Here is a 20,724-nt window from a genome sequence, read left to right as displayed (position 1 = left end):
AGCTGGGCTATGCCCAGCGGCATCATAAAGAGGAGCGTTAGGTTTAGCAGGGCTATAAACCTGACTATACTTAAAAACTGAGAAGCAAAAGCCTTAAGTATTCCTAGCAACTCAGCTACAAAATGCAATATACCTTTCAGTCAAACTGGCTAAATTCCGAAGAGCTCTTTTACCTCTTCATCCCCCATGGGAGAATATAGCGGATACTTACCTCCCTGCTCAATCAAGGCAGTTTCATTATCAAAAATATCAACAAGCCTGACGTTATCTGCGACGCCATATACAAATCTTACACCCTCTTCATTAGATGGCTGATAATCTACCTGATGAGCAACAATCCTCCAATCACCTTCAGCCTTGAGATCAAATAATGAATATGAGTCCAGAATAATCGGGTCACCTAAACGTTCAAATGTCAATGAGTCAACCACAGGCGAGCTCAGAACCTTATCAAATATTTCTGCTACATGACCGAGGCTATTCTGCGTCATGATACGTCCAACACCATATTTATGGCCACTCAATTCAAAACAAAAAATATCTCCGTTCTTAATATTTCTCAACTTTGTTTTAATTTTTTTATTCCAATCAAAAATTTTCAGCGCACTCATCCGCAAGTTCCTTTCAATGAAGCGGTTTTCTTATCGAAATTACTTTCGAAATTAGCCTGGCGAGCTGGCGCTCTTGTAGTATTCGCATGATCATATGAGTTGATTTTGTTACCGCGATTTTTGCGCGAAATCTCTTCGCCCACAACGCCTGTTTTGGTTTCATAATGCTCAATATAGGCTTGTTCATACCCTCGAGCCTCACCATATGTAACATTCTTGTCAAGCGGGACCATTTTTGCCCCCGGGCTTAACCTACCAGTACCCGAATGCTCTGCTCGACGACGAGAGAGATCATCAGTGATACCAACGTAGTAAGGCTTTTCCGCTCCCTTATCGAACAGGCCGTAAACATTATACCCCGGTGTTAATTCATGCACCCAGCCAAGTGGATCAACCCATCGAATTGGGTTGTCGGCATATCTATATAGATTGTCGCCACCATCCAATCCTATGGGGTCTAGCGTTGTAAACCGTCCGATTTGCGGATCATAATAACGAAATGTGTTATAGAAAAAATTTGTCTCTAAATCAGCGTATTGTCCTTGGAACCGCAGGTTTTGCTCAACGTCATTGACTGTGAGGTGCTCTATTTCGCCCCAAGATCGATAGGTCGCCTGCCAAACAATCTCCCCTTGGCTGTCCGTCAGCTCCAGCGGCGTACCGATCTGGTCGGTATGGAAGTAGAAGACCTTCTGCTCTTCACCCTCAGCCTGATCCACACGCGCCAGCGGCGCATAGCTACCCGGCTCGTACAGGTACACGACGCTCTGCCGAGGCGTTTCCTCACGCAGCATTCGCAGCCCTTGCCAAAGAAAGCGCTTCTGCTCAACCGCTCCATTGATTTCTGCGTGCTTGGCAACCCGGCGCCCGAGGCTGTCGTACCGATACGCCCCCGTGCTCTCCAGCTTCCCATTGACCAGCGTTTCGGCGCGCACCAGCCGGTTCTCGCAGTCATAGCTAAAGTTCTGCAGCTTGCTATGCCCCGAGCGTTTCTCGATCAGATTGCCCCACGGGTCATAGCGGTACTCCTGATCCCGCCATTGCTTGATACGGTTGTCCTTGACCTTGTCGAACTGCCGCGCATTGAAGTCCAAGCGGTTGGCCGCCGGGTCATAACGGAACTCTTCACTGCCCACCAGTGAACCGGTGTCGCGGCTGTGCAACTGGCCGTTGGCTTCGTACTGGTACTTGATCTCGCCCCGCAGCTTGTCCAGGGTCCGCACCAGTTCACCGGCCGGGTCGTACTGGTAACGGCGGTGAATTGGGTTGTAGGCATGCTCGACCAGCAGCGAGGTGTGAATACCCGCGTTGTGCACCTGGGAGAGTTTCTCGGCGGGTAACGTCGAGGCGAACTGCCACGCCTTGCGCCCCATCGCGTCATAGCCGAAGCAACTGGTGAGCTTGCCCTGCGTCCGGTACACCTCGCGGTGCAGGTCATCGCGTTCCATGTCGCTGATCACCTGGCCGTCCAGGTTCAACTGGTGCAGATGCCCACTGCCGTAGTACAGGTGGTTGACCTTACGCCCGTCTGGCAGGGTCAGCGTGGTCAGGTTGCTGAGCGGGTCGTACTCGTAGGCCAGTGTTCCAGCGGGGGTGATTTCTTTCGTGAGACGGCCCAGCAGGTCGTAGGCGTACTCCAGCTTTTCTGCGGTCACCCCGAGTTGCTTGCCGATACCGCTCGGTTGCCGCTCGATGCTCAGCAACCGGTCACCGTCGTCGTAGACGAAGTCCTGTCGGGCATCGCGGTTTAGCTTGGCAACCAACCGGCCAATCGGGTCGCGCTCGAATAGGGTATGCCGCTCCGGGCGCTCTCCCCGTTCGCCATAACCGATTTCATCCAGTCGCGTGAGGTGACCACCGACGTTATAGGTGAAGCGTCGCGTCAGGTTGTCCACCCGCACTTCTTCCGTCAGCCGGTCCGACGCGTCGTAGGCAAAGCTGTAGGTCGCGTTGTTCTCGTTCACCAGTGCGGTCAGGCGGATGGCCTTGTCGTACTCGTAGCGAATGCGCTGCCCTTTTGCATCCTGGCGACTGCTCGGCAATCCGCGAGCGGTGCGCAGCAAACGCGTGGTCTGGCCTTTGCCATCGCTGTGGCTGAGCACTTGGCCGTAGACGTTGTAGGTGAAGGACTCCGAAGTGCCATCCGGGTGATGGATACGCAGCACCTCGCCATCCGGCTTGCGCTCCAGCGTGGTGGTCTGGTTAAGCGCATCGGTCACTGCCACCAGGTGCTGGCGATCGTCATAGCGGTAGTACGTACTTTTGCCCGAGCAGTCCTGATAGCGCTCGACCTGGGCCAGGGTGTTCCACCACAGGTATTTGGACTTGTAGGTCGCGTCGATGATGGTGTGCGGCAAGCCATCGTCGCCGTTCAGGTATTCGGTGAGGTGCCCCAGGGCGTCGGTTTCGGCCAGCAGGTTGCCTTGGTCGTCGTAGCGCGCCTGCCAGGTGCTGCCGTCCGGGTAGCTGACCTTGGTCACCAGCGTGGTCAGGTGGTGGTACTCGTAGGCGATCTTGCGGCCCAGCGGGTCGGTCTCTTCGAGCAGGCGGGCGAATTCGTCGTACTGGAACTGCAGGCGATTACCGTCCGCCAATGTCAGACCGACCATGTTGCCGTTGTCGTCCAGCTCGATGGCGTAGCGCTCGCCGCCGTAGTCGCGGCTGGCGATCACACGGTGGTCGGCGTTGTACTGCACTTCCAGCTCGCGGCCGAGGACGTCGGTGGCCCAGCTGGTGCGGTTATCCAAGTCGTAACGGAACTGAAAATGCTCGCCGTCGCTGGTCCAGTGCTCGACCACACGTGGCTGACCGCCGAGGGTTTCCCAGCGGTAGTGGCAACCCAGGCCCAGCGCGTTGCTGTGGCTGACCATCAGGCCTTCGGCGTAGCTGAAGCTGCGCACGGTATCGCCGTTGCGGTTGATCACCGCGCTGAGCTGGCCGTGTTCGTCGTAGCGATACTGGGTGAGCGTTTCGACCGCTTCATTGTTCACTACCCGCTTGATGTCGGTCAGGCGACCCAGCGGATTGTCGTAGTGCAGGTGCACGCGAGTGCCGCCGGTGGCGCTGATGTCGGTCAGCGTGCCGTCCGGCGTGCGGGTGAAATGCAGGAAGTGACCGAGGGCGTTCTCGAGGCGTTGCAACGGCACGTGGGTATTGGTGTCCGGCACTTCGCCGAAGTAGAAGAACAGGTTGTCGAGGGTCTGCAGGATGTAATGGCCACCCTCGGTACAGACCAGGTACACCTGCTCGTGCGGGTTGTAGATCCGCTCACCCGGCTGCAAAGTCACGAACGGCACTTCGCGGCCCTGGTTGTCGGTGAGGTAGATGAAGCTGCCGTTGCGGCGCAGGCTTTGTTCCCACGGCAACACCCAGCCACGGCCGAGCACGCTGTCCACGCTGAGGTCGCTGGCGTAGAAGCGCGACCACTCGATGGGCATCAGGCCCGGCAGGCTGAAGTCGATTTCATCGGGAATTACTTTGCGCCCGGTAGTCAGGTCGACCGGGTTGCCGACCAGGCCGCCAATGGCCCTGCGCGCCACCGGTTCGACCACGTAGCGGCTGGCGACTTCGCCAGCGACAAAGCCTGCGGTGAACTTCAGGGCGCAGGGCATGACCGCTTTCATGCCGGCCTGGGTGCCGGCCTTGATCAGCTGGGCGATACCGCCTGCTGCGCCAGCGATGGCCATCAGCACGTCCACGGTGGTACGCAGCCACTGAGGAATTTCATCGTCAACCGGCAGGTAGCGGTAGGTGCCGCCACCGATGGTGACGTTGCCCGAGCCGCCGGTAATGGTCGCGCCGCAGGTCAGCTTGTCGCCCTTGCGCGCCGCGGCGACGCTGTTGATGAAGACGTTGGTCGAGCCTTCGGCGATCTGCACCGGCCCCGGGTGCTTGTCGCAGGCACCGATGCTCTTCTCGACGCGGGCGGCCTTGCGGCTGTTGATGAAGACGTTGGGTGAGGCAGTCGTGATCGTCCCTGAGGGGGATGAAAACAGACTGCCTATCGCCTCTCCGGCAGCGGTCAGCAAGCTGCCTCCGATGCCTGCTGCAAGGCCGGCGAGCAAGGCCACGCCGAACCCGCAGGTGAAGGTGGCGATGGCCACCGTGGCCACCAGCGCTATCCCCAAGGCCGCTCCGATCAGGAAGCCCCCTAGAGCGCTGGTGTGCGATATCTCGTCGCCGAACCTGGCCGCTTCGAACATGAGGGGTTACTCCTGTTCGCCGGGCTCGGCGTCGGCTACAACCGGGTTGCGTGGGGTAAAGCTGGCCAGCAGGTTGTCCCAGTCCTGGTTCTGCTGGGCGCTGAAGTCGGCCTGGGCGGTGGTGGAGAAGATCAGTGCACGCCCGGGGCTGACAATGAAGGCGGCCTGGCGCTGGTACAGCGGGCGGCCCTGGTTGAGGTAGTAGGCGTCGATCTGGATGCCGGGGATAGGCGCGGTGGTCGAGAGCGCGACGGCCTTGTTGCCCATGCGGCTGTAGCCACGCAGCTTGGAGGTCAGCATCTTGATCTGCCGCTCCACATACGCCTGCAGCGTTTCGTCCGGCAGCAGCGTGTCGCGAGAGATGGTGATGCTCAACGGTGCGGGCACGCTGGCACCCAAGACGAACATGTTGACCGTGCGGTCCTCGAAACCTGGCGGCAGTGCGATGCCGCCTTCCTGCAACTCGTAGTCCATGCGATGAAAATTCCTGATAGCAAAAAAACGTTGGGGTCAGCGCAGCGCCAGCCCATCGAGCATGAGGTCGAACTCCACCAGCCATAGGCTCAGCACTGGCCTGGAGGGGTCGATCACGCAGGAAATATCCAGCCATTGCAGCGCGTTGCTGCCTTCGACGGGTACCAGCGCACCCACCAAGCGGCCGTGCCGCGGTTCATGGCCGGCATTGAAATGAAAATCCAGGACTTTGGCCGCGCTGCCTGCCAGGTGGCAGTCACGTTGGCGAATCACGCGCAGTTGCGGGTTCGATTCGCGCAAGGCGAGGATCGCGGCCTCGAACAGCTGCTCCAGGCGCTGCCCGTCACGCGCATCACGGCGGCGAATCTGCAGGTTGACTGGCTCGCCTTCGTGCTCGAGGGTGGTCTGGATGTCGCGAAAACGGAAACCGGCCGGAAACTGCAGGTTGAATCCTGCAAAGGTGAACGCGCTGGCCACATCTTGCAGCGCGACGGGCACCGGTTCCGGCTCGGGCACAGGCTCGAGCGCTTTGGCGGCTTCCGCCAACTTGGCCAGGCGTGCGGCCTCCTCTTGCGCTTCGCGCTTGGCGGAGATGCGGTCGTAGATCGAAGGTTTGTACATCACCCGGCCCTCAGTCGTTGATCCGCACGGCGGCGCCAGTGATCTGCGTGGTATCGGTACTGGTGGTGGTGATGACCTTGCCTTTGATCTCGATGCCTTCCGGGGTCAGGGTGATACTGCTGTCACCCACCTGAAGGATGATGTGCTGCTTGGCTGACACCTGGATGAACTGATTGTCCACCTGCAAGGTGTAAGAACCTTCCTTGACGTTGACGACGGTGTCTTTCTTGATCGTTTCCGTATGCGCGCCACCGACGGTAATCGTCCGGTTGCTCCCCACATCATGGGTCTCATCCAGCTCGATCTCGGTATCCATGTTGCGCTCGGCATGCATGATGATCTGCTCGGCGCCGGCCTTGTCCTCGAAGCGGAAGAAGTTGGCCGTACCGCCGTCACCCTTCATCGACCGGGTCAGGAAACCACTCTGGGTCTTGTTCGCCGGCAACGCCCACGGCGGGGTGTTGGTGCTGTTGTACAGGCTGCCCATGATCAGCGGGCGGTCGGGGTTGCCGTCGAGGAACACCACCACCACTTCGTCGCCGACACGGGGGATCTGGATGCTGCCAAAGCCGCCGCTGGCGCCGGACTGGGCGACGCGGACCCAGCAGGAACTCTGATCATTGAACTCGCCATTGCGGTCCCAATGGAACTGTAACTTCACCCGGCCCAGGTCGTCGGTGTAAATCTCTTCGCCGGGTGGGCCGACCACGATTGCCGTCTGCGGGCCGCTGATACCCGCCCTAGGCGTCAGCAACGCAGGCCGGAAGGGTATTTTTCGCCGGATACAGGTAAAACTGTTTCGATAACCGGCTTCGCTGTCGTTGGCGTAGTTGTTCTGCCCCCAGTGGGTGACGGAAAGCAGAAGAAACTGGCGATCGTCCGGAGTGTCATTATCGTGGTCGTAATGTTGGCTCAGTTCGAAGTAATGACCTGGCTCCATGGCACGGCAGTTACTCTCGCCATGGAAGGTCTTGCCGTCCACCTCCATCGCCTCCAGCCGACGCCGTGCCTTGCGCATGCCTTCATCGGAATCGGCATAACCGTAGAGTCCTTCGTATTCGAAGACTTCATACTGACCGACCTCGCCCTGCTGATTGACGGAGTTGAGTTGCACTAGATGGGGGTTGCCCGGCTGCTTGTAGTCGAACGACTTGAGAGCCAAGCGCGTTGGTTGCATCCGCCGCGCAGAAGACCATGCAGTTATCGAGTCTGCGGTTTCGGTGACCGATGCGCTGTGGTATCGAATCAGCGGCTGACGCTCTAGTTGCGGAAGCATACTGCTGTCATCGCTGATAATCATGCGATGACCTTCCTGGGAATGCTCGAATGTGAAGAACAACCCTTCCTGTTCGAGCATGCGCAGCACGAAATTCAGGTCCGATTCCTGGTACTGCGTACAGTAGCTGATCGGCTTGAGGGGCTGACTCAGGCGGAACTCATGCTCGGCCAGGGTCAGGTAGTAAGCGAAGACTTCCTTGACGATCTGCTCGGTGGTCTTGTCCTGGAAGATGCGCGAATCGCGGCGGCGGCTGAGAATCCAGATCCACGGCACGAGTTCGGCGCTGTAGTTGGCAATGCCACCATCGGCACCGGTATGCACGAAATCAGACACATGCGCACTGATGTAACGGGTGCTGCCGTCAGATAAGGCAATGCCGACGGTGACTTTCTTGCCGATAAGCTTCTTCAGCTCGATGCGAGCATCATGGGAGATGAGTTGTGCCTGGAAACTGAAAAGCTCCGAAATCGCCTCGCGGCCGCTGAAGCTAAGGAGTTGCAACTCTTGTTCGGGGGGCAATGGTGAATCGAAGGTAAACAGGCGTTGATGCTGGGTGAGCACCGACTCGAGGGCGTCCGTAATCATATCAATGCATCCTGCATCAAGCTGGAAATCCGATAATGAAAACGTGCTTGGCGTGGGCTGTCAAATGATGGCAATAAGCCAGACATCACAGCAATACTATCAATATGGCATTACCCCGAGTTTACATCGGCATTGTGACTGGCTTTCAGCTTTCTTGATTAATTACATCGGAATATGTCCGTCGGTTTGATCTGGTAGGCGCCTGGGGTGTAGGCTCCCTGCGCCAAGCCATGAGGCAGTAGACAGCGGATATCAGGGAGAGTCGCCGTGAGCGTGAGCGAAAGCCAACTCAGCCAATTGGACCAGGAGATGGACCAGAATCACCGGGAAATGGTGATCATGTCGCTGGAGGACTTCCAGGCGCAGGCCCAATCAGCCCGACAAGAACAGAGTGCCACGCAAGCGCCACAAGTGTGCCCCCGCACCCAGGGCGATAGGTTGACCGGCACGTGGCAAGGCGTGAAATCCACCTACAACGGCCTACCCCACACTTTCGTCAACACGACGTGGGGCGTGCCTACCGCCATGGCGGCCTTGGATGTAAAAAACACCGCCAGTTTCATTCGAGACATGAATGGATTCGGCACGAAAGTGCGCTACACGGTACGCAACGGCAAGCAGTACGTCGTCCTGACCGGCTACCCTGGCCTGCGTAAAACACTGAATGCGCCACGCTACGGCATCCAGAACGCCAAACTGGTCAGCATGGGGATCGGCAAATACGGCGTGCGCGGCTCATCTATCAAGGGTTTCAAGCTCTCCTGCTATGTCGCGGTAGCCATCGAAGTCGCAGAGTGGGTATTTGCCGACGAGCACATCATGAGCGACCTGTTCGGCGGCGTTGGCGTGGAACTGATCAAGGCTGGCATTGCCTCGGCGCTTGGCTACGCAGCAGCGCTGGCTGCCGGTGCTCTTTTCACAGCAGCCGCCGCGCCGGTAATTGCCGGCGCATTGGTAGTGTTTGCCGTGGGCCTTGGCCTGAACGCACTGGATAACCACTTCGGCATCAAGAACGCAGTGAAGGCTGGCCTTCGCTATGCCGTGGATCATATCGAGGCAATTCATAAGACGATCACCGAAGTCAAGCCAGACGACCTGCGTCGCTACGCTGAAGAAACCGCAGCCAACATCGCAGGCAGAATTGCCGACGAGCTTTACGATGAAGCCAAGTCGTGGATCATTCGCAAGCTACGCCCCGACGGGGTAGGCCTACCAAACTGGCCAAGCGCACCAAGGCTGCCGTCGATGCCTTCACTGCCCACGTTCAACCTGCCTAAGTTCTGACGATGAATACACGCTCTTCACAGATGTCACCCGGGCTATCGCCTCTGAAGGTCAGGCTGCTGGCGCTCACCATGATCGTCGCATTCCTGCTGGTAGGCGCCATGTCGCTGTATGCTTACATTTACTACTTGTTTCCGCTCTACGACAGGCTGCTACGTAGCGCCCCCGTCGTCGAGACGCCGTACCTCGCGTTTGGCCTGCTCATGGCGCCACCAGCGCTCGCGATCCTGCTGCTTGGCAGTGCATTCTGCGCCTGGACCGGCAAGAAGTTCGACCCACCCCCTGCCTCTCGGCTGCACCGTTTTCAGACCCTCATGTTCGGGCTTTCGCTGAAAACGCTACTGTATGTGATCCCAGCGGTCATGATTCTGACCACAGTGGCATTGCTGGCCAGAGGTTACTCGCCCTGCTCGAAATTGTTGATATCAGGTTCTGCCTGGCAGTTGTTCTGGGTCAAAGATGAACGAGTGTGCTTCAAACCGGATCATTACATTAACGACAACTGGCCATGTAAAGTCATTGACGGAAAAGACATCTGTGTCCAGGTCGACGGCCGTTGACAGCTTTGGCATAGGTCACGGCCGATTGAACGGCCCAGTCCGTGCCCCCTTGCGGTAAGACCTGACTCAGGCAATTACATGAATACCAACAATCTTCGAGTAACGCCCCCCTGAAGCTTGCAGATGCTCGAGGGCGCCTATCGTTTGGTTCTGAATGCAAATAATCGCCCCAGCCACGAAGCCTCGCGCAACCCTCGCACATATTCGATATCCGAGAAGGTGTAATGGCGCTTCTCCCGTCGCTCACGCTCTTTCAGCGCCCGCAAAGCCGCGATGTTGTTGCGGTGATAAAAAACCAGATACAGCGAAATGAGCGTCAGCACACTCAACAAGAAGGCCCCCGATTCGTCGTAGGCCTTGATCATCGGAAACAGTACGCTACTCAATCCTGCACTCAGCCCGCCCAGTAGCCACGGGTTCACGTTTTCTGCCTGCCCGTAGACTTCCACACGATCACCGCGCAACACCCAAGCGCTGGTTTTGCTTCTACGCCCGTGCGCCCACGCACAGGCAAGAGCGGTCGCCACAAGTGGTAGCGAGCTGAGCGCCAAGGCTTGCACGCCGCCCATCCTGGACCTCTTGTAGGTCATTGCAAGCGCAAGAATGAAGGCAATCAACGGCCCGGCACTCAAGCTGAAGCAGAGGCGCAACGACGCGTAATCAGCGAAGCGTTCCGAACGGTAGGCGCATTTCACACACCAGCAGAACACCATCACCGTCACCACTGCCATCGGCACGAAGACAATTTTTGGCGCCACCCCCAGTGTGAATGCTGAAATCATCACCAGCAAAAACCAGAAGGACCAGATACCCCCGAAGAAACGTTCAGTCGTGATCATGAAACGCCATTTCCCCAGTCAACTTTCATTCGCTCACGAAACAGGCCATCAGTTACTGTCGTAAGTCCACCGCCGACCATGTCGTCAACATGGCCTGCGTCGCGGTGCTGAAACCCAGGATGGTGCCCACGGCATCGCCAACTGCCAGGCAGGTTTTACGCGGGGTAGCCTGGGGGCGTCGGGCTTGAGCATGTAGTCCATGCGCTGCAGCAGCTGCGGCGAGACGTCGGGGAGCAGGTGGCGGTAGCGCTGCGCGTATTCGCTCAGCGCGGCATCCGGGCTTCTGAGGTCGATCATGCGGGCTCCTTGCATTGGGTGTTGTCGTCCATGGGTCTATTCTGCGCACCCCGGCAGTAGCCTGGCAACGACGCAGAGCACGCAAGGACACGCAAGGACACGCACGATGACGACCCCTGCCCTCAAATTCAACGACACCTTCACCAGCCGTGAATACCGCTTTTCGCTGGGGTACGAGGCAAGCTCGAACCGCCGCTATCTCTCGATTCCGGTCAGCAACGGGCGGGTGGATTACGAGGAGTACTACGCCATCGAGGATGATCGATTCGAGGCCTGGTTGCGCGAGCCTTCGGCTGCGGTGCCAATGGTGGTCCGGTGTCGGCGCCGGGAGATGGACCCTGCGCTGATGATGCAGCCGGGGGCCGATCGCGGGAGCGCGGATGGTCGTTTGAGCCTGGCCGAGGTCGGGGTGGTTCTGGGGCGCATTGCCCAGCTGCTGCGTCATGGCGGGTGCTCGGATTGGGCCGATGCGATCGAGCGCTGTCGCTCGCGGTTGTCGAGTGACCGCGAGCCGGTACGCGATGGGATCCGTGGGATGCATGGCGGCATGGGTTCGATCAGTGACCAGGTGCTGTACCGCGATGGGGCACTGCTGGTGGAGGCCACTGACGAGCTGCATGAGCTGTTGGGGTGGGTGTATGAATGGGGCGCTTGAAGGTGCCTGTTCGGGCCCTGTCGCCGGCAAGCCGGCTCCCACAGGTACGCCACTGCCCTCAAGTACCACCCCCCCTTGTGGGAGCCGGCTTGCCGGCGATGGGGCCCATGAGCACGCCGTATTCCGTCGCATTGCCATCATTGGATGGCCTTTTGCCAAGTCTTGTGAGCCGCTGCAAAACGAGACCCACTTCTCCTTTCTGGAAATAATTTCTAACTCATTTCCTCGGTCTTTATTCCCGCCCCAGAGCCCTTGCCAGCAGGGGTCACCCCCGATTTTCCGCACCCTCAACCCACGCCGCTGGCAATGCGACACCATTGCGCCCGTTCACAAAACAGGGAAAAAATTGCCCGCCTCGCTGGAACTTCTTCCAAAGCGAGCTGCCCTACACGGCATTGCTGGCAACACGATATTCATATGCCAGCACCGAGTTTCAGGTCCGCGCCAACGGCGTTACGGGACGAACACCAAGCTTCATGGACGATGTACCGATGACACAGACGTTTGACGTCGAAGCACTGATCAGGCTGCGTGGCCAGACGCGGGCAATATCCGATGCGCTCAAGGCGCAGGCGTCGGATTACCTCGCCACCGTGGCCCCGCTGATCCGTCCGCAAACGCTGTTCGGCGAATACCTGCAGGGCGCGCAACGCAGCAGCGGGCGCGAAACCCAGGGTCACTTCCAGTCGCTCATCGAACTCTACGAGCGCATCGGCTCCGCCGCCCCCTTCCAGCTGGTGAGCGAGCTGGACGTGCCGCTCAACCTCATCAGCACCACCCCCGAACTGTTCCCGCTCGAATACGACAAGGTGCTGGCCCAGAGTGGCCAGGTCATCCGCATCACCAGCCCGGTGCGCTGGGTGGTCGGCTTCCAGGGCTTCGAGCTTGCGCGCTTTCGCGCCGTGATCAACGACCCCAACCGCAGCAGCGCCGAGCTGTACCGCTTCGTGGTGCACTACCTGGTGCTGTTCTACTGCCTGAGCAAGTCGCCCGGCCTTGGCCGGCTGTTCGAGGGCCTGCGCTTCGGCCTGAGCTTCGAGCGCCTCAAGGGCCTGGGCGACTTGCCGTTCTGCATCATCGGCGCGCCGGTGCGTTCGGAACTGCCCGACGACGCGGTCATCCGCAGCAGCACGCAGATCGCCGGCAACACCAGCTTCGAAGAGCTGGTAGGCCGCGACAACATCCTGGAAATGAACGACGAAATCCGTCAGCGCCTGCTGCTGACGATCGAAGGACTGTAACGCGCGTCGCCCGTCAGCGGGCCGCGCCATGTTTCGCAGCGAATCGCTCGCACTGGAGATCACGATGGCGAAGAAGGAAAGCACCCAGCACAAACTCGACCGCGTTCGCGCGCCACGGGTCCACATCACCTACGACGTGGACATCGGCGATGCCATCGAGAAGAAGGAGTTGCCCTTCGTCGTCGGCGTGCTGGGCGATTTCTCCGGCAACCCGCTGGAGCCCTTGCCCAAGCTCAAGGACCGCAAGTTCGTGTTCATCGACCGCGACAACTTCAACGGCGTGCTCAAGGGCATCAAGCCGCGCCTGACCTACCGCGTCGACAACACCCTGGCCAAGAACGGCACCCAGCTGGGCGTCGAGCTGAACTTCAACAGCATGGAAGACTTCGAGCCGCAGAACGTGGTCAAGCAGGTCGAGCCGCTGCGCAAGCTGCTGGAAGTACGCAACAAGCTGGCCGACCTGCGCAACAAGATGGGCGGCAACGACAAGCTCGAAGAGCTGCTGATGGACGTGCTGCAGAACACCGAGAAGCTGAAAACCCTGGGCAAGGAATTCGGTCGCGAGGCCGCCGTCCCCGCCACCGACGGCAACGAGTAAGCAGGAGCCAGACGATGACCGACAAACAAGCACTCCCTCAGCAGGACACCGACCTGGTCGAAGTGGAAAACTTCGCCCCGCAGGCCTCGCTGCTCGACAGCATCATCTCGCAAAGCCGCGTGGCCCGCTCCGACACCGAGCGCAGCCGCACCCGCGACCTGATCGGCGAACTGGTCAACCAGGTGCTCGAAGGCGAAATGACCCCGAGCAAGGACCTGATCGCCGTGCTCGACGCACGCATCGCCGAGATCGACTCGATGCTCTCCGAGCAGATGAACGAGATCATGCATGCCCGTGAGTTCCAGCAGCTGGAAGCTTCCTGGCGCGGCCTGAAGTACCAGGTCGACCAGACCGAGACCAGCACCACGCTGAAGATCCACCTGCTCAACGCCTCGAAGAAGGACCTGGTGCGCGACCTCAAGGCCGCCAGCGAATTCGACCAGAGCGCATTGTTCAAGAAGGTCTACGAAGAAGAGTACGGCACCTTCGGTGGCGCGCCGTTCGGCATGCTGATCGGTGACTACGAGTTCAACCGCAACCCCGAAGACATGTACCTGCTCGAAGAGATCTCGCACGTGGCCGCCGCGGCCCACGCGCCGTTCATCTCGGCCGCCTCGCCCGAGCTGTTCGGCTGGGACTCGTTCACCGACATGTCCGGCCCCCGTGACCTGGCGAAGATCTTCGACACCGTCGAGTACGCCAAGTGGAAGTCGTTCCGCGCCTCGGAAGACTCACGCTATGTCGGCCTGACCCTGCCCCACGTGCTCGGTCGCCTGCCGTACGGCCCGGATACCACCCCGGTGGAGGAATTCAACTTCGTCGAAAGCGTCGATGGCCGCGACCACAACAAGTACCTGTGGATGAACGCCGCCTACGCCCTGGGCACCCGCGTCACCGACGCGTTCTCGCGCTACGGCTGGTGCGTGGCGATCCGCGGCGTCGAGGGCGGTGGCCTGGTCGAAGGCCTGCCGACCCACACCTTCAAGACCGACGACGGCGAAATCGCCCTCAAGTGCCCGACCGAAATCGCCATCACCGACCGCCGCGAAAAAGAGCTGTCGGACCTGGGCTTCATCCCCCTGGTGCACTGCAAGGGCACCGACTACGCCGCGTTCTTCGGCACCCAGTCGGCGCAGAAGCAGAAGCAGTACAACACCGACATCGCCAACGCCAACGCACGCCTGTCGGCGCAACTGCAGTACATCTTCGCCACCTCGCGCATCGCCCACTACATGAAGGCGATCATGCGCGACAAGATCGGCAGCTTCGCCTCGCGCATGGATGTGGAGCGCTTCCTCAACCAGTGGCTGGCCAGCTACGTGCTGCTCGACGACACCGCAAGCCAAGAGGCCAAGGCCAAGTTCCCGCTGCGCGAAGCCCGCGCCGAGGTGTTCGAAGTGCCGGGCAAGCCTGGGGTGTACAAGGCCGTGACCTACCTGCGCCCGCACTACCAGCTCGACGAACTGACCGCCTCGCTGCGCCTGGTCGCCGAACTGCCACAAGGCGCCCGCGGCTGACAGGCCCGTGTGTACAGGGATGACACATGAGTAACCAGGCCCGCCTGCTGCCATCGCTGCTCGACCGACTGCTGGACGACCGTCCGTTCCAGTCGGCCGAGCCTGCCGTGCAGCGCACCTGCTCGCTGGCCGAGTACAAGGCGAGCATCGTCCGCGACCTGGAGGTGCTGGTGAATACCCGCCAGTCCCTGGTCGCCGAAGCGCTCGGTGGCTTCAGCCAGCTCGGTGGTTCCATCCTTGAATACGGCATGCCCGACTTCATCAGCCGCAGCGTGCTCGACCCGCAGGATCGCCGGCTCATCCAGCAACAGCTGGAGCGGGCGATCAGTACCGGTGATCGGCGTTTTCGCCGGGTTCGCGTACAGCTGCTGGCCCAGCAGAACGGCCACCGCATGTTGACCTTCCGGGTAGACGCCGTGCTGCGTCTGCAGGACATCAGCCGCCAGGTGTCGTTCGACGCCGTGCTGCAGGTCAACACCCAGGAATACAAAGTGCAGAACCTCAACTGATGCTCGACGAACTGCTGCCCTACTACGAAAAGGAACTGTCGCACCTGCGCTTCCTCGGCCAGGAGTTCGCTGCGCAGTACCCGAAAATCGCTTCGCGGCTGCTGATCGAGGGCGACAACTGCGAGGACCCGCATACCGAGCGCCTGATCGAGGCGTTCTCGTTCCTCTCGGCGCGGGTGCATAAAAAGCTGGACGACGAGTTCCCGGAAATCGTCGAGTCGTTCCTCGAGGTGCTGTACCCGCACTACCTGCGCCCTACCCCGTCGATGTCGATCGCCGAGCTGAGCCTGGGCAAGCACGAGAAAGTCACCGAAGCCTACCGCGTGGCCCGGCACACCGAGATGGTGGCCAATGCCGTCGAAGGCGTGGTGTGCAAGTTCCGCACCTGCTACCCGGTGGAACTGTGGCCGATCGCCGTGCAGCAGGCCTCGTTCGCCGAGATGGAACGCTCGGCCTTCAACGGCCACAGCGCCGACCTGGTGGCGCGCCTGCGCATTCATCTGGAAGCCACCGGCGACGCCAAGTTCGGGCAGATGGAGATGGACCGGCTGCGCTTCTTCCTCGATGGCGAAGCGACGCTGATGCTGCAGCTGTACGAGCTGCTGTTCAACAACCTGGCCAAGGCCACCCTGAGTTTCCTGGACGAAGGCCGCCCGCGTGAAGTCGCCTTGTCACGCGATGCCCTGAAGGCCGTGGGCTATGCCCGCGACGAGGGCCTGGTGGACTACTCCGAGCGCTCGTTCCTGGGCTATCGCCTGCTGCACGAGTACTTCACCTTCCCCGACAAGTTCATGTTCTTCGACCTCTCGGGGTTTGCCCGCATTCTGCAGGGCAAGGCCGTCGAGCAAGTGGAGATCAACTTCTACTTCAACGACTATGACCTCAGCGAGCGCCTGGCGCGGCTGACCCAGAACATCGGGCGCAACAACTTCAAGCTCAACTGCACGCCGATCATCAACCTGTTCCGCCAGCAGGCCGAGCCGATCAAGCTCACCCACACCCAGCACGAATACCCGGTGACCCCGGACATCCGCCTGCACAACGCCGCCGAAGTGGTGTCGATCGACCGCGTGCGCCGGGTGCGCAAGCTCGGCGGCATCGACCAGGTCGGCACCTGCCAGCCGTTCTTCGAACCGCGTGGCGAGCAGGACCCGCACAACAGCTTCTGGATCGCCCGCCGGCGCAACCAGGGCGACGCCACCGCCATGAGCATCCGCGTGGTCGACCGCGACCTGGAGCTGATCGACGGCAACAGCGACACCCTGAGCATCACCCTGACCTGCAGCAACCGGGACATCCCGCTGATGCTGCCGTTCGGTGGCGAGCGTGGCGACTTCAACATCCCGGCCAACTCGGTGATCACGGACATCCGCTGCCTGCGCAAGCCCACCGCCACGGTGCGCGTGCCGCTGGGCAAGGGCCTGATCTGGCGGTTGATCGCGCACCTGTCGCTCAACCACCTGTCGCTGGTCAGCCAGGGTCGCGAAGTGCTGCTGGAACTGCTGTCGCTGTACAACTACCGCAACGTGTCGGCCATCCGCAAACAGATCAACGGCATCAAGGCCATCAGCAGCGAGCCGACGGTCGCCCGGATCGGCCACCCGCGGCCGAACTTCGTGCGCGGCGTGGGCATCACCCTGACCTTCGACGAAAGCCAGTTCACCGGCAGCGGCGTGTACCTGTTCGGCATGGTGCTGGACCACTTCTTCGGCCAGTACTGCTCGATGAACAGCTTCACGCAATTGTCACTGCGCTCCCAACAACGAGAAAAGAGAGTCGTCCAATGGCCAGCACGTACTGGCGATCAGCCCCTGGTCTGATCGATCAGGCCAGAGCCGAGCCGCACCGATTCGAATTCTTCCAATTGGTGCGCCTGCTCCGCCTGCACTACAGCCGCACCGGGCGCATGGACCTGGCAACGCGGCCGCACGAAGACCCGCTGCGTTTTCGCACCCAGCTGTCGCTGGCGTTCCCCGCCAGCGAAGTCAGCGACCTGCACTTCGAGCGCGAAGGCAAGGTGTCGCCGGCCGGGCTGCCGCTGTCGGAAGTGCAGGTCACCTTCATGGGGCTGGTCGGGCCGTCCGGCGTGCTGCCGCGCCCTTATACCGAGCTGCTGCTGGAACGCCACGTGCAGTACCGCGACGATGCCGCCCATGCGTTTCTCGACATCTTCTCGCACCGCATGACCACGCTGTTCTACGAGGCGTGGCAGAAGTACAAGTTCCACATCGAGCACGAACGCAACGGCACTTCGGGCTTCGACGGCTACCTGCTCAACCTGGTGGGCTTGGGCCCGCGTGCCCAGACGCTGAAGTTCGAACAGCCACAACCGGTGCTGCGCCGCGAGCTGTTCAGCTACTTCGCCGGCCTGCTCAGCCAGAAGCCGCGCAACGCGCTGAACCTCGAACGCATGCTTGGCTTCTATTTCGGCCTGCCGATCCAGGTCAGGCAGTTCGCTGGCCGCTGGCTCAACCTGCAGCCCGAGCAGTGCACCCAGCTGGGGCGCAAGAACGCCCAGCTCGGCCACAGCGCCGTGGTCGGCAACCGGGTGTGGGACTACCAGTCGAACATCCGCATCGAACTGGGCCCGTTGGCACTGGCCGACTACCAGCGCTTCCAGCCGGGCACCGAGGACTACCGCAAGCTGGTCGAGCTGGTGCGCTTCTATATAGGTGCCGAGCTCGACTTCGAAATCGCCCCTCGCCTCAAGCGCGAAGCGGTGCCGCGTGCCCAGCTGGGCCGCAGCGGCAACGTCGCCCTGGGCTGGCTGGGCTGGCTCAAACGCCCTGGCCGCGACGCAGAACCTTCGCGTTGCGCCGTCTTCCACATTCCTTACGATGGGGTCGCCTTGTGAACCTGAAGTCTCTGTTCGCCAAGCTCAACGAAACCAGCCGCACGGCCACCGAAAGCGCGGCGGCCCTGTGCCTGTCAGAGCACCACTACGACGTCGAGGTCGAGCACCTGCTGCTGCAGCTGCTGGACAACAGCGACAGCGACCTGCCGCCGATCCTGCGCCACTACGACGTGGTCGCCGAGCGCCTGCAGGCGCAGCTGGTCACCGCCCTGGGGACCTTCAAGAAAGGCAACACCCGCACCCCTGCGTTGTCGCCGCACATCACCCGCATGATCGAGCAGGCCTGGGTGCTGGCCTCGATCGAGTACGGCGTCGGCCAGGTACGCAGCGCGCACCTGCTGCAGGCCCTGCTGGACGACGCCGAGCTGCGCCGCGTGGTGATCGCCTCGGCGCCGGAGCTGGAAAAGATCAACGCCGACGACCTGCGCCTGAACCTCAGCGCGCTGGTCGAAGGCAGCGCCGAGTCGAAGCTCGCCAGCCCGCTGGCCAGCCCGACAGCCGCACCGGCAGCGGCGGGAAAGGTCGGCGGCAAGACCCCGGCACTGGACCAGTACACCGTCAACCTCACCCAGAGCGCCCGCGAAGGCCGTATCGACCCGGTGCTGGGCCGTGAGTTCGAGGTGCGGCAGATGGTCGACATCCTCACCCGCCGCCGCCAGAACAACCCGATCCTCACCGGCGAGGCCGGCGTCGGCAAGACCGCCGTGGTCGAAGGCCTGGCCCTGCGCATCGCCCAGGGCGACGTGCCGGCGGTGCTCAAGGACGTGGCCCTGCACACCCTGGACCTTGGCCTGCTGCAGGCCGGCGCCGGGGTCAAGGGCGAGTTCGAGAACCGCCTCAAGGCGGTGATCGAAGAGGTCAAGCGCAGCCTGCACCCGATCATCCTGTTCATCGACGAAGCCCATACCCTGATCGGCTCCGGCGGCCAGGCCGGGCAGAACGATGCCGCCAACCTGCTCAAGCCAGCCCTGGCCCGTGGCGAGCTGCGCACCATCGCCGCCACCACCTGGGCCGAATACAAGAAGTACTTCGAGAAAGACGCCGCCCTCGCCCGCCGCTTCCAGGTGGTCAAGGTCGAGGAACCTGACGAAGACAAGGCCATCCACATGCTGCGCGGCCTGCTCGGCAAGATGCGCGAACACCACAAGGTGGCGGTGATGGACGAAGCCCTGGTGCAGGCCGTGCGCCTGTCCAACCGCTACATCACCGGCCGCCAGCTGCCGGACAAGGCGGTCAGCGTGCTCGACACCGCCTGCGCGCGCATCGCCCTGGCCCAGTCGGCGCAACCCGGCGCGCTGGAAGACAGCCGCCGCCAGATCGACAACCTGCAGGCGGAAATCGCCGTGCTCGACCACGAAGCCGGCAAAGGCCACGACCACGCCCGCCGCCTGGGCGAGCTGCAGGCTGCCCTGCAGACCGAGCAGCAACACGAACAACGCCTGAGCGAGCAGTGGCAGCAAGAGCTGGCCCTGGTCGAACAGCTCAAGGCCCTGGATGCCGCCAACGACGCCGATGCCGAGCGGCTCAACGCGCTGCGCGCAGAACTTGCCCAGGTCCAAGGCGACCAGCCATTGGTACACGCGCTGGTCGATGCCGGCGCCATCGCCCAGGTCATCAGCGGCTGGACCGGCATCCCGCTGGGCAAGATGCTGCGTGACGAGATCGACACCGTGCAGCGCCTGCCGGCGCTGCTCGGCGAGCGCGTGCTCGGCCAGAACCACGCCCTGCACGAGATCGGCAAGCGCATCAAGATTTCCCGCGCGCGCATGGAAGACCCGAACAAGCCCATCGGCGTGTTCCTGCTACTCGGCCCCAGCGGCGTCGGCAAGACTGAAACCGCGCTGGCCCTGGCCGACACCCTGTACGGCGGCGAGCGCAATCTGATCACCATCAACATGTCCGAGTACCAGGAAGCCCACACCGTTTCCAGCCTCAAGGGCTCGCCGCCCGGCTACGTCGGCTACGGCGAAGGCGGCGTGCTGACCGAAGCCGTGCGCCGCAAGCCGTACAGCGTGGTGCTGCTGGACGAGGTGGAAAAGGCCCACCCCGATGTGCTCGAACTGTTCTTCCAGGTGTTCGACAAGGGCGTGCTCGATGACGGCGAAGGCCGCGAGATCAACTTCCGCAACACGGTGATCATCCTCACTTCCAACACCGGCACCGAGCGGATCATGCAGACCTGCCTCAACGCCGAGACGTTGCCGGCGCCTGAAACCCTCGTCGAAGACCTGCGCGATGAGCTCAACCGGGTGTTCAAGCCGGCCTTCCTCGGCCGCTTGAGCATCGTGCCGTTCTACCCGGTGCAGGACCAGGTGCTCGAACGCATCGTCGGCCTGAAGCTTGCGCGCATCGCCAAGCGCTTCGCCCGCAACCACCAGGCCGAGCTCAGCTACGACGACGCGCTGGTCAAGGCCATCGCCGCGCGCTGCACCGAAGTCGACAGCGGCGCGCGCAACATCGACAACATCCTGTCCCGCACCTTGATGCCGGAGCTTGCCCAGCACGTGCTCGAACGCATGGCGCAGGACGCGCCGATCGAGCGCCTGACGATCGAACTGGGCAGCGATGGCGATTTCGCCTATCGCCTGGCCTGAACCC

Annotated in this window: 16 protein-coding genes and 1 pseudogene; 10 read left to right on the top strand and 7 right to left on the bottom strand. The window is 61.3% G+C overall.

All coding sequences use genetic code 11. The annotated features are described in order from the left end of the window. Positions 1 to 149: 149 nt before the first annotated feature. Genes KU43P_RS12720 through tssI form a run of 5 tightly spaced genes read right to left on the bottom strand, consistent with a single transcriptional unit; the run spans position 150 to position 7,772 of the window. Positions 150 to 611 (bottom strand): Imm26 family immunity protein, encoded by a 462-nt coding sequence (locus KU43P_RS12720; protein WP_317663530.1) that lies wholly within the window; start codon positions 609 to 611, stop codon positions 150 to 152. Next, complete coding sequence (locus tag KU43P_RS12715; RefSeq protein ID WP_317663529.1) at positions 608 to 4,813, bottom strand: RHS repeat-associated core domain-containing protein; 4,206 nt, start codon at positions 4,811 to 4,813, stop codon at positions 608 to 610. The genes KU43P_RS12720 and KU43P_RS12715 overlap by 4 nt, the downstream gene beginning before the upstream one ends. Positions 4,814 to 4,819: 6 nt before the next feature. Continuing rightward, positions 4,820 to 5,287, bottom strand: coding sequence for a DUF1795 domain-containing protein (locus KU43P_RS12710; RefSeq protein WP_317663528.1), 468 nt, complete (start codon positions 5,285 to 5,287; stop codon positions 4,820 to 4,822). A gap of 36 nt (positions 5,288 to 5,323) precedes the next feature. Beyond that, positions 5,324 to 5,908: a hypothetical protein gene (locus tag KU43P_RS12705; RefSeq protein WP_317663527.1), complete on the bottom strand. Its 585-nt coding sequence runs from the start codon at positions 5,906 to 5,908 to the stop codon at positions 5,324 to 5,326. Positions 5,909 to 5,918: 10 nt separating this feature from the next. Then, complete coding sequence (gene tssI, locus KU43P_RS12700; protein WP_317663526.1) at positions 5,919 to 7,772, bottom strand: type VI secretion system tip protein TssI/VgrG; 1,854 nt, start codon at positions 7,770 to 7,772, stop codon at positions 5,919 to 5,921. Between the two features lie 267 nt (positions 7,773 to 8,039). Between tssI and KU43P_RS12695 the strand changes: the two genes are divergently transcribed. Together KU43P_RS12695 and KU43P_RS12690 are read left to right on the top strand one after the other, a co-directional pair. Further along, positions 8,040 to 9,056 carry a hypothetical protein gene (locus KU43P_RS12695; protein ID WP_317663525.1) on the top strand — a complete coding sequence of 339 codons (1,017 nt, stop codon included), beginning with the start codon at positions 8,040 to 8,042 and terminating at the stop codon, positions 9,054 to 9,056. Between the two features lie 71 nt (positions 9,057 to 9,127). Beyond that, positions 9,128 to 9,616 carry a hypothetical protein gene (locus KU43P_RS12690; protein WP_317663524.1) on the top strand — a complete coding sequence of 163 codons (489 nt, stop codon included), beginning with the start codon at positions 9,128 to 9,130 and terminating at the stop codon, positions 9,614 to 9,616. A 137-nt stretch (positions 9,617 to 9,753) separates the two neighbouring features. Here KU43P_RS12690 and KU43P_RS12685 read toward each other — a convergent pair whose 3' ends face one another. Next, the gene (locus KU43P_RS12685) at positions 9,754 to 10,455 is read right to left on the bottom strand and encodes a hypothetical protein (protein ID WP_317663523.1); all 702 of its coding nucleotides are present in this window, start codon (positions 10,453 to 10,455) and stop codon (positions 9,754 to 9,756) included. Between the two features lie 144 nt (positions 10,456 to 10,599). Further along, positions 10,600 to 10,752 (bottom strand): annotated as a pseudogene (locus tag KU43P_RS12680) (ADP-ribosylglycohydrolase family protein); the annotation flags it as partial. 106 nt (positions 10,753 to 10,858) lie between these two features. Between KU43P_RS12680 and KU43P_RS12675 the strand changes: the two are divergent. The 8 genes from KU43P_RS12675 to tssH all read left to right on the top strand — a co-directional run bounded on the left by KU43P_RS12675 (position 10,859) and on the right by tssH (position 20,720). Further along, positions 10,859 to 11,407, top strand: a complete 549-nt coding sequence (locus KU43P_RS12675) for a DUF6966 domain-containing protein (protein WP_317663522.1) — start codon at positions 10,859 to 10,861, stop codon at positions 11,405 to 11,407. 491 nt (positions 11,408 to 11,898) lie between these two features. Further along, positions 11,899 to 12,648, top strand: a complete 750-nt coding sequence (locus tag KU43P_RS12670) for a hypothetical protein (protein ID WP_317663520.1) — start codon at positions 11,899 to 11,901, stop codon at positions 12,646 to 12,648. 64 nt (positions 12,649 to 12,712) lie between these two features. Then, on the top strand, positions 12,713 to 13,246 hold the full coding sequence (tssB, locus tag KU43P_RS12665) for a type VI secretion system contractile sheath small subunit (protein ID WP_016394652.1): 534 nt from the start codon (positions 12,713 to 12,715) through the stop codon (positions 13,244 to 13,246). Between the two features lie 14 nt (positions 13,247 to 13,260). Continuing rightward, positions 13,261 to 14,763: a type VI secretion system contractile sheath large subunit gene (gene tssC, locus KU43P_RS12660; protein ID WP_317663517.1), complete on the top strand. Its 1,503-nt coding sequence runs from the start codon at positions 13,261 to 13,263 to the stop codon at positions 14,761 to 14,763. A gap of 26 nt (positions 14,764 to 14,789) precedes the next feature. Further along, positions 14,790 to 15,272, top strand: a complete 483-nt coding sequence (gene tssE / locus KU43P_RS12655) for a type VI secretion system baseplate subunit TssE (protein ID WP_317663515.1) — start codon at positions 14,790 to 14,792, stop codon at positions 15,270 to 15,272. Then, the gene (gene tssF, locus KU43P_RS12650; RefSeq protein ID WP_317663513.1) at positions 15,272 to 17,092 is read left to right on the top strand and encodes a type VI secretion system baseplate subunit TssF; all 1,821 of its coding nucleotides are present in this window, start codon (positions 15,272 to 15,274) and stop codon (positions 17,090 to 17,092) included. Before tssE ends, tssF begins: the two co-directional genes overlap by 1 nt. Then, a complete protein-coding gene (gene tssG, locus KU43P_RS12645; protein WP_317663511.1) occupies positions 17,056 to 18,126 on the top strand; it encodes a type VI secretion system baseplate subunit TssG in 1,071 nt (356 codons plus the stop codon). The genes tssF and tssG overlap by 37 nt, the downstream gene beginning before the upstream one ends. After that, the gene (gene tssH, locus KU43P_RS12640; RefSeq protein WP_317663509.1) at positions 18,123 to 20,720 is read left to right on the top strand and encodes a type VI secretion system ATPase TssH; all 2,598 of its coding nucleotides are present in this window, start codon (positions 18,123 to 18,125) and stop codon (positions 20,718 to 20,720) included. The genes tssG and tssH overlap by 4 nt, the downstream gene beginning before the upstream one ends. Positions 20,721 to 20,724: the final 4 nt, after the last annotated feature.

The organism is Pseudomonas sp. KU43P (assembly GCF_033095865.1).
Classification (GTDB): Bacteria; Pseudomonadota; Gammaproteobacteria; order Pseudomonadales; family Pseudomonadaceae; genus Aquipseudomonas.
This window is presented reverse-complemented; position numbering and strand designations above follow the sequence as displayed.

Excerpts from the sequence above, each read along its gene's own strand:
- tssF (WP_317663513.1), top strand. The coding sequence starts at position 15,272 with ATGCTCGACGAACTGCTGCCCTACTACGAAAAGGAACTGTCGCACCTG.
- KU43P_RS12690 (WP_317663524.1), top strand. The coding sequence starts at position 9,128 with ATGATCGTCGCATTCCTGCTGGTAGGCGCCATGTCGCTGTATGCTTAC.
- tssC (WP_317663517.1), top strand. The coding sequence starts at position 13,261 with ATGACCGACAAACAAGCACTCCCTCAGCAGGACACCGACCTGGTCGAA.
- KU43P_RS12705 (WP_317663527.1), bottom strand. The coding sequence starts at position 5,908 with ATGTACAAACCTTCGATCTACGACCGCATCTCCGCCAAGCGCGAAGCG.
- KU43P_RS12720 (WP_317663530.1), bottom strand. The coding sequence starts at position 611 with ATGAGTGCGCTGAAAATTTTTGATTGGAATAAAAAAATTAAAACAAAG.
- tssG (WP_317663511.1), top strand. The coding sequence starts at position 17,056 with ATGGCCAGCACGTACTGGCGATCAGCCCCTGGTCTGATCGATCAGGCC.
- KU43P_RS12685 (WP_317663523.1), bottom strand. The coding sequence starts at position 10,455 with ATGATCACGACTGAACGTTTCTTCGGGGGTATCTGGTCCTTCTGGTTT.
- tssI (WP_317663526.1), bottom strand. The coding sequence starts at position 7,772 with ATGATTACGGACGCCCTCGAGTCGGTGCTCACCCAGCATCAACGCCTG.
- KU43P_RS12675 (WP_317663522.1), top strand. The coding sequence starts at position 10,859 with ATGACGACCCCTGCCCTCAAATTCAACGACACCTTCACCAGCCGTGAA.
- KU43P_RS12715 (WP_317663529.1), bottom strand. The coding sequence starts at position 4,813 with ATGTTCGAAGCGGCCAGGTTCGGCGACGAGATATCGCACACCAGCGCT.
- tssE (WP_317663515.1), top strand. The coding sequence starts at position 14,790 with ATGAGTAACCAGGCCCGCCTGCTGCCATCGCTGCTCGACCGACTGCTG.
- KU43P_RS12670 (WP_317663520.1), top strand. The coding sequence starts at position 11,899 with ATGACACAGACGTTTGACGTCGAAGCACTGATCAGGCTGCGTGGCCAG.
- tssB (WP_016394652.1), top strand. The coding sequence starts at position 12,713 with ATGGCGAAGAAGGAAAGCACCCAGCACAAACTCGACCGCGTTCGCGCG.
- KU43P_RS12710 (WP_317663528.1), bottom strand. The coding sequence starts at position 5,287 with ATGGACTACGAGTTGCAGGAAGGCGGCATCGCACTGCCGCCAGGTTTC.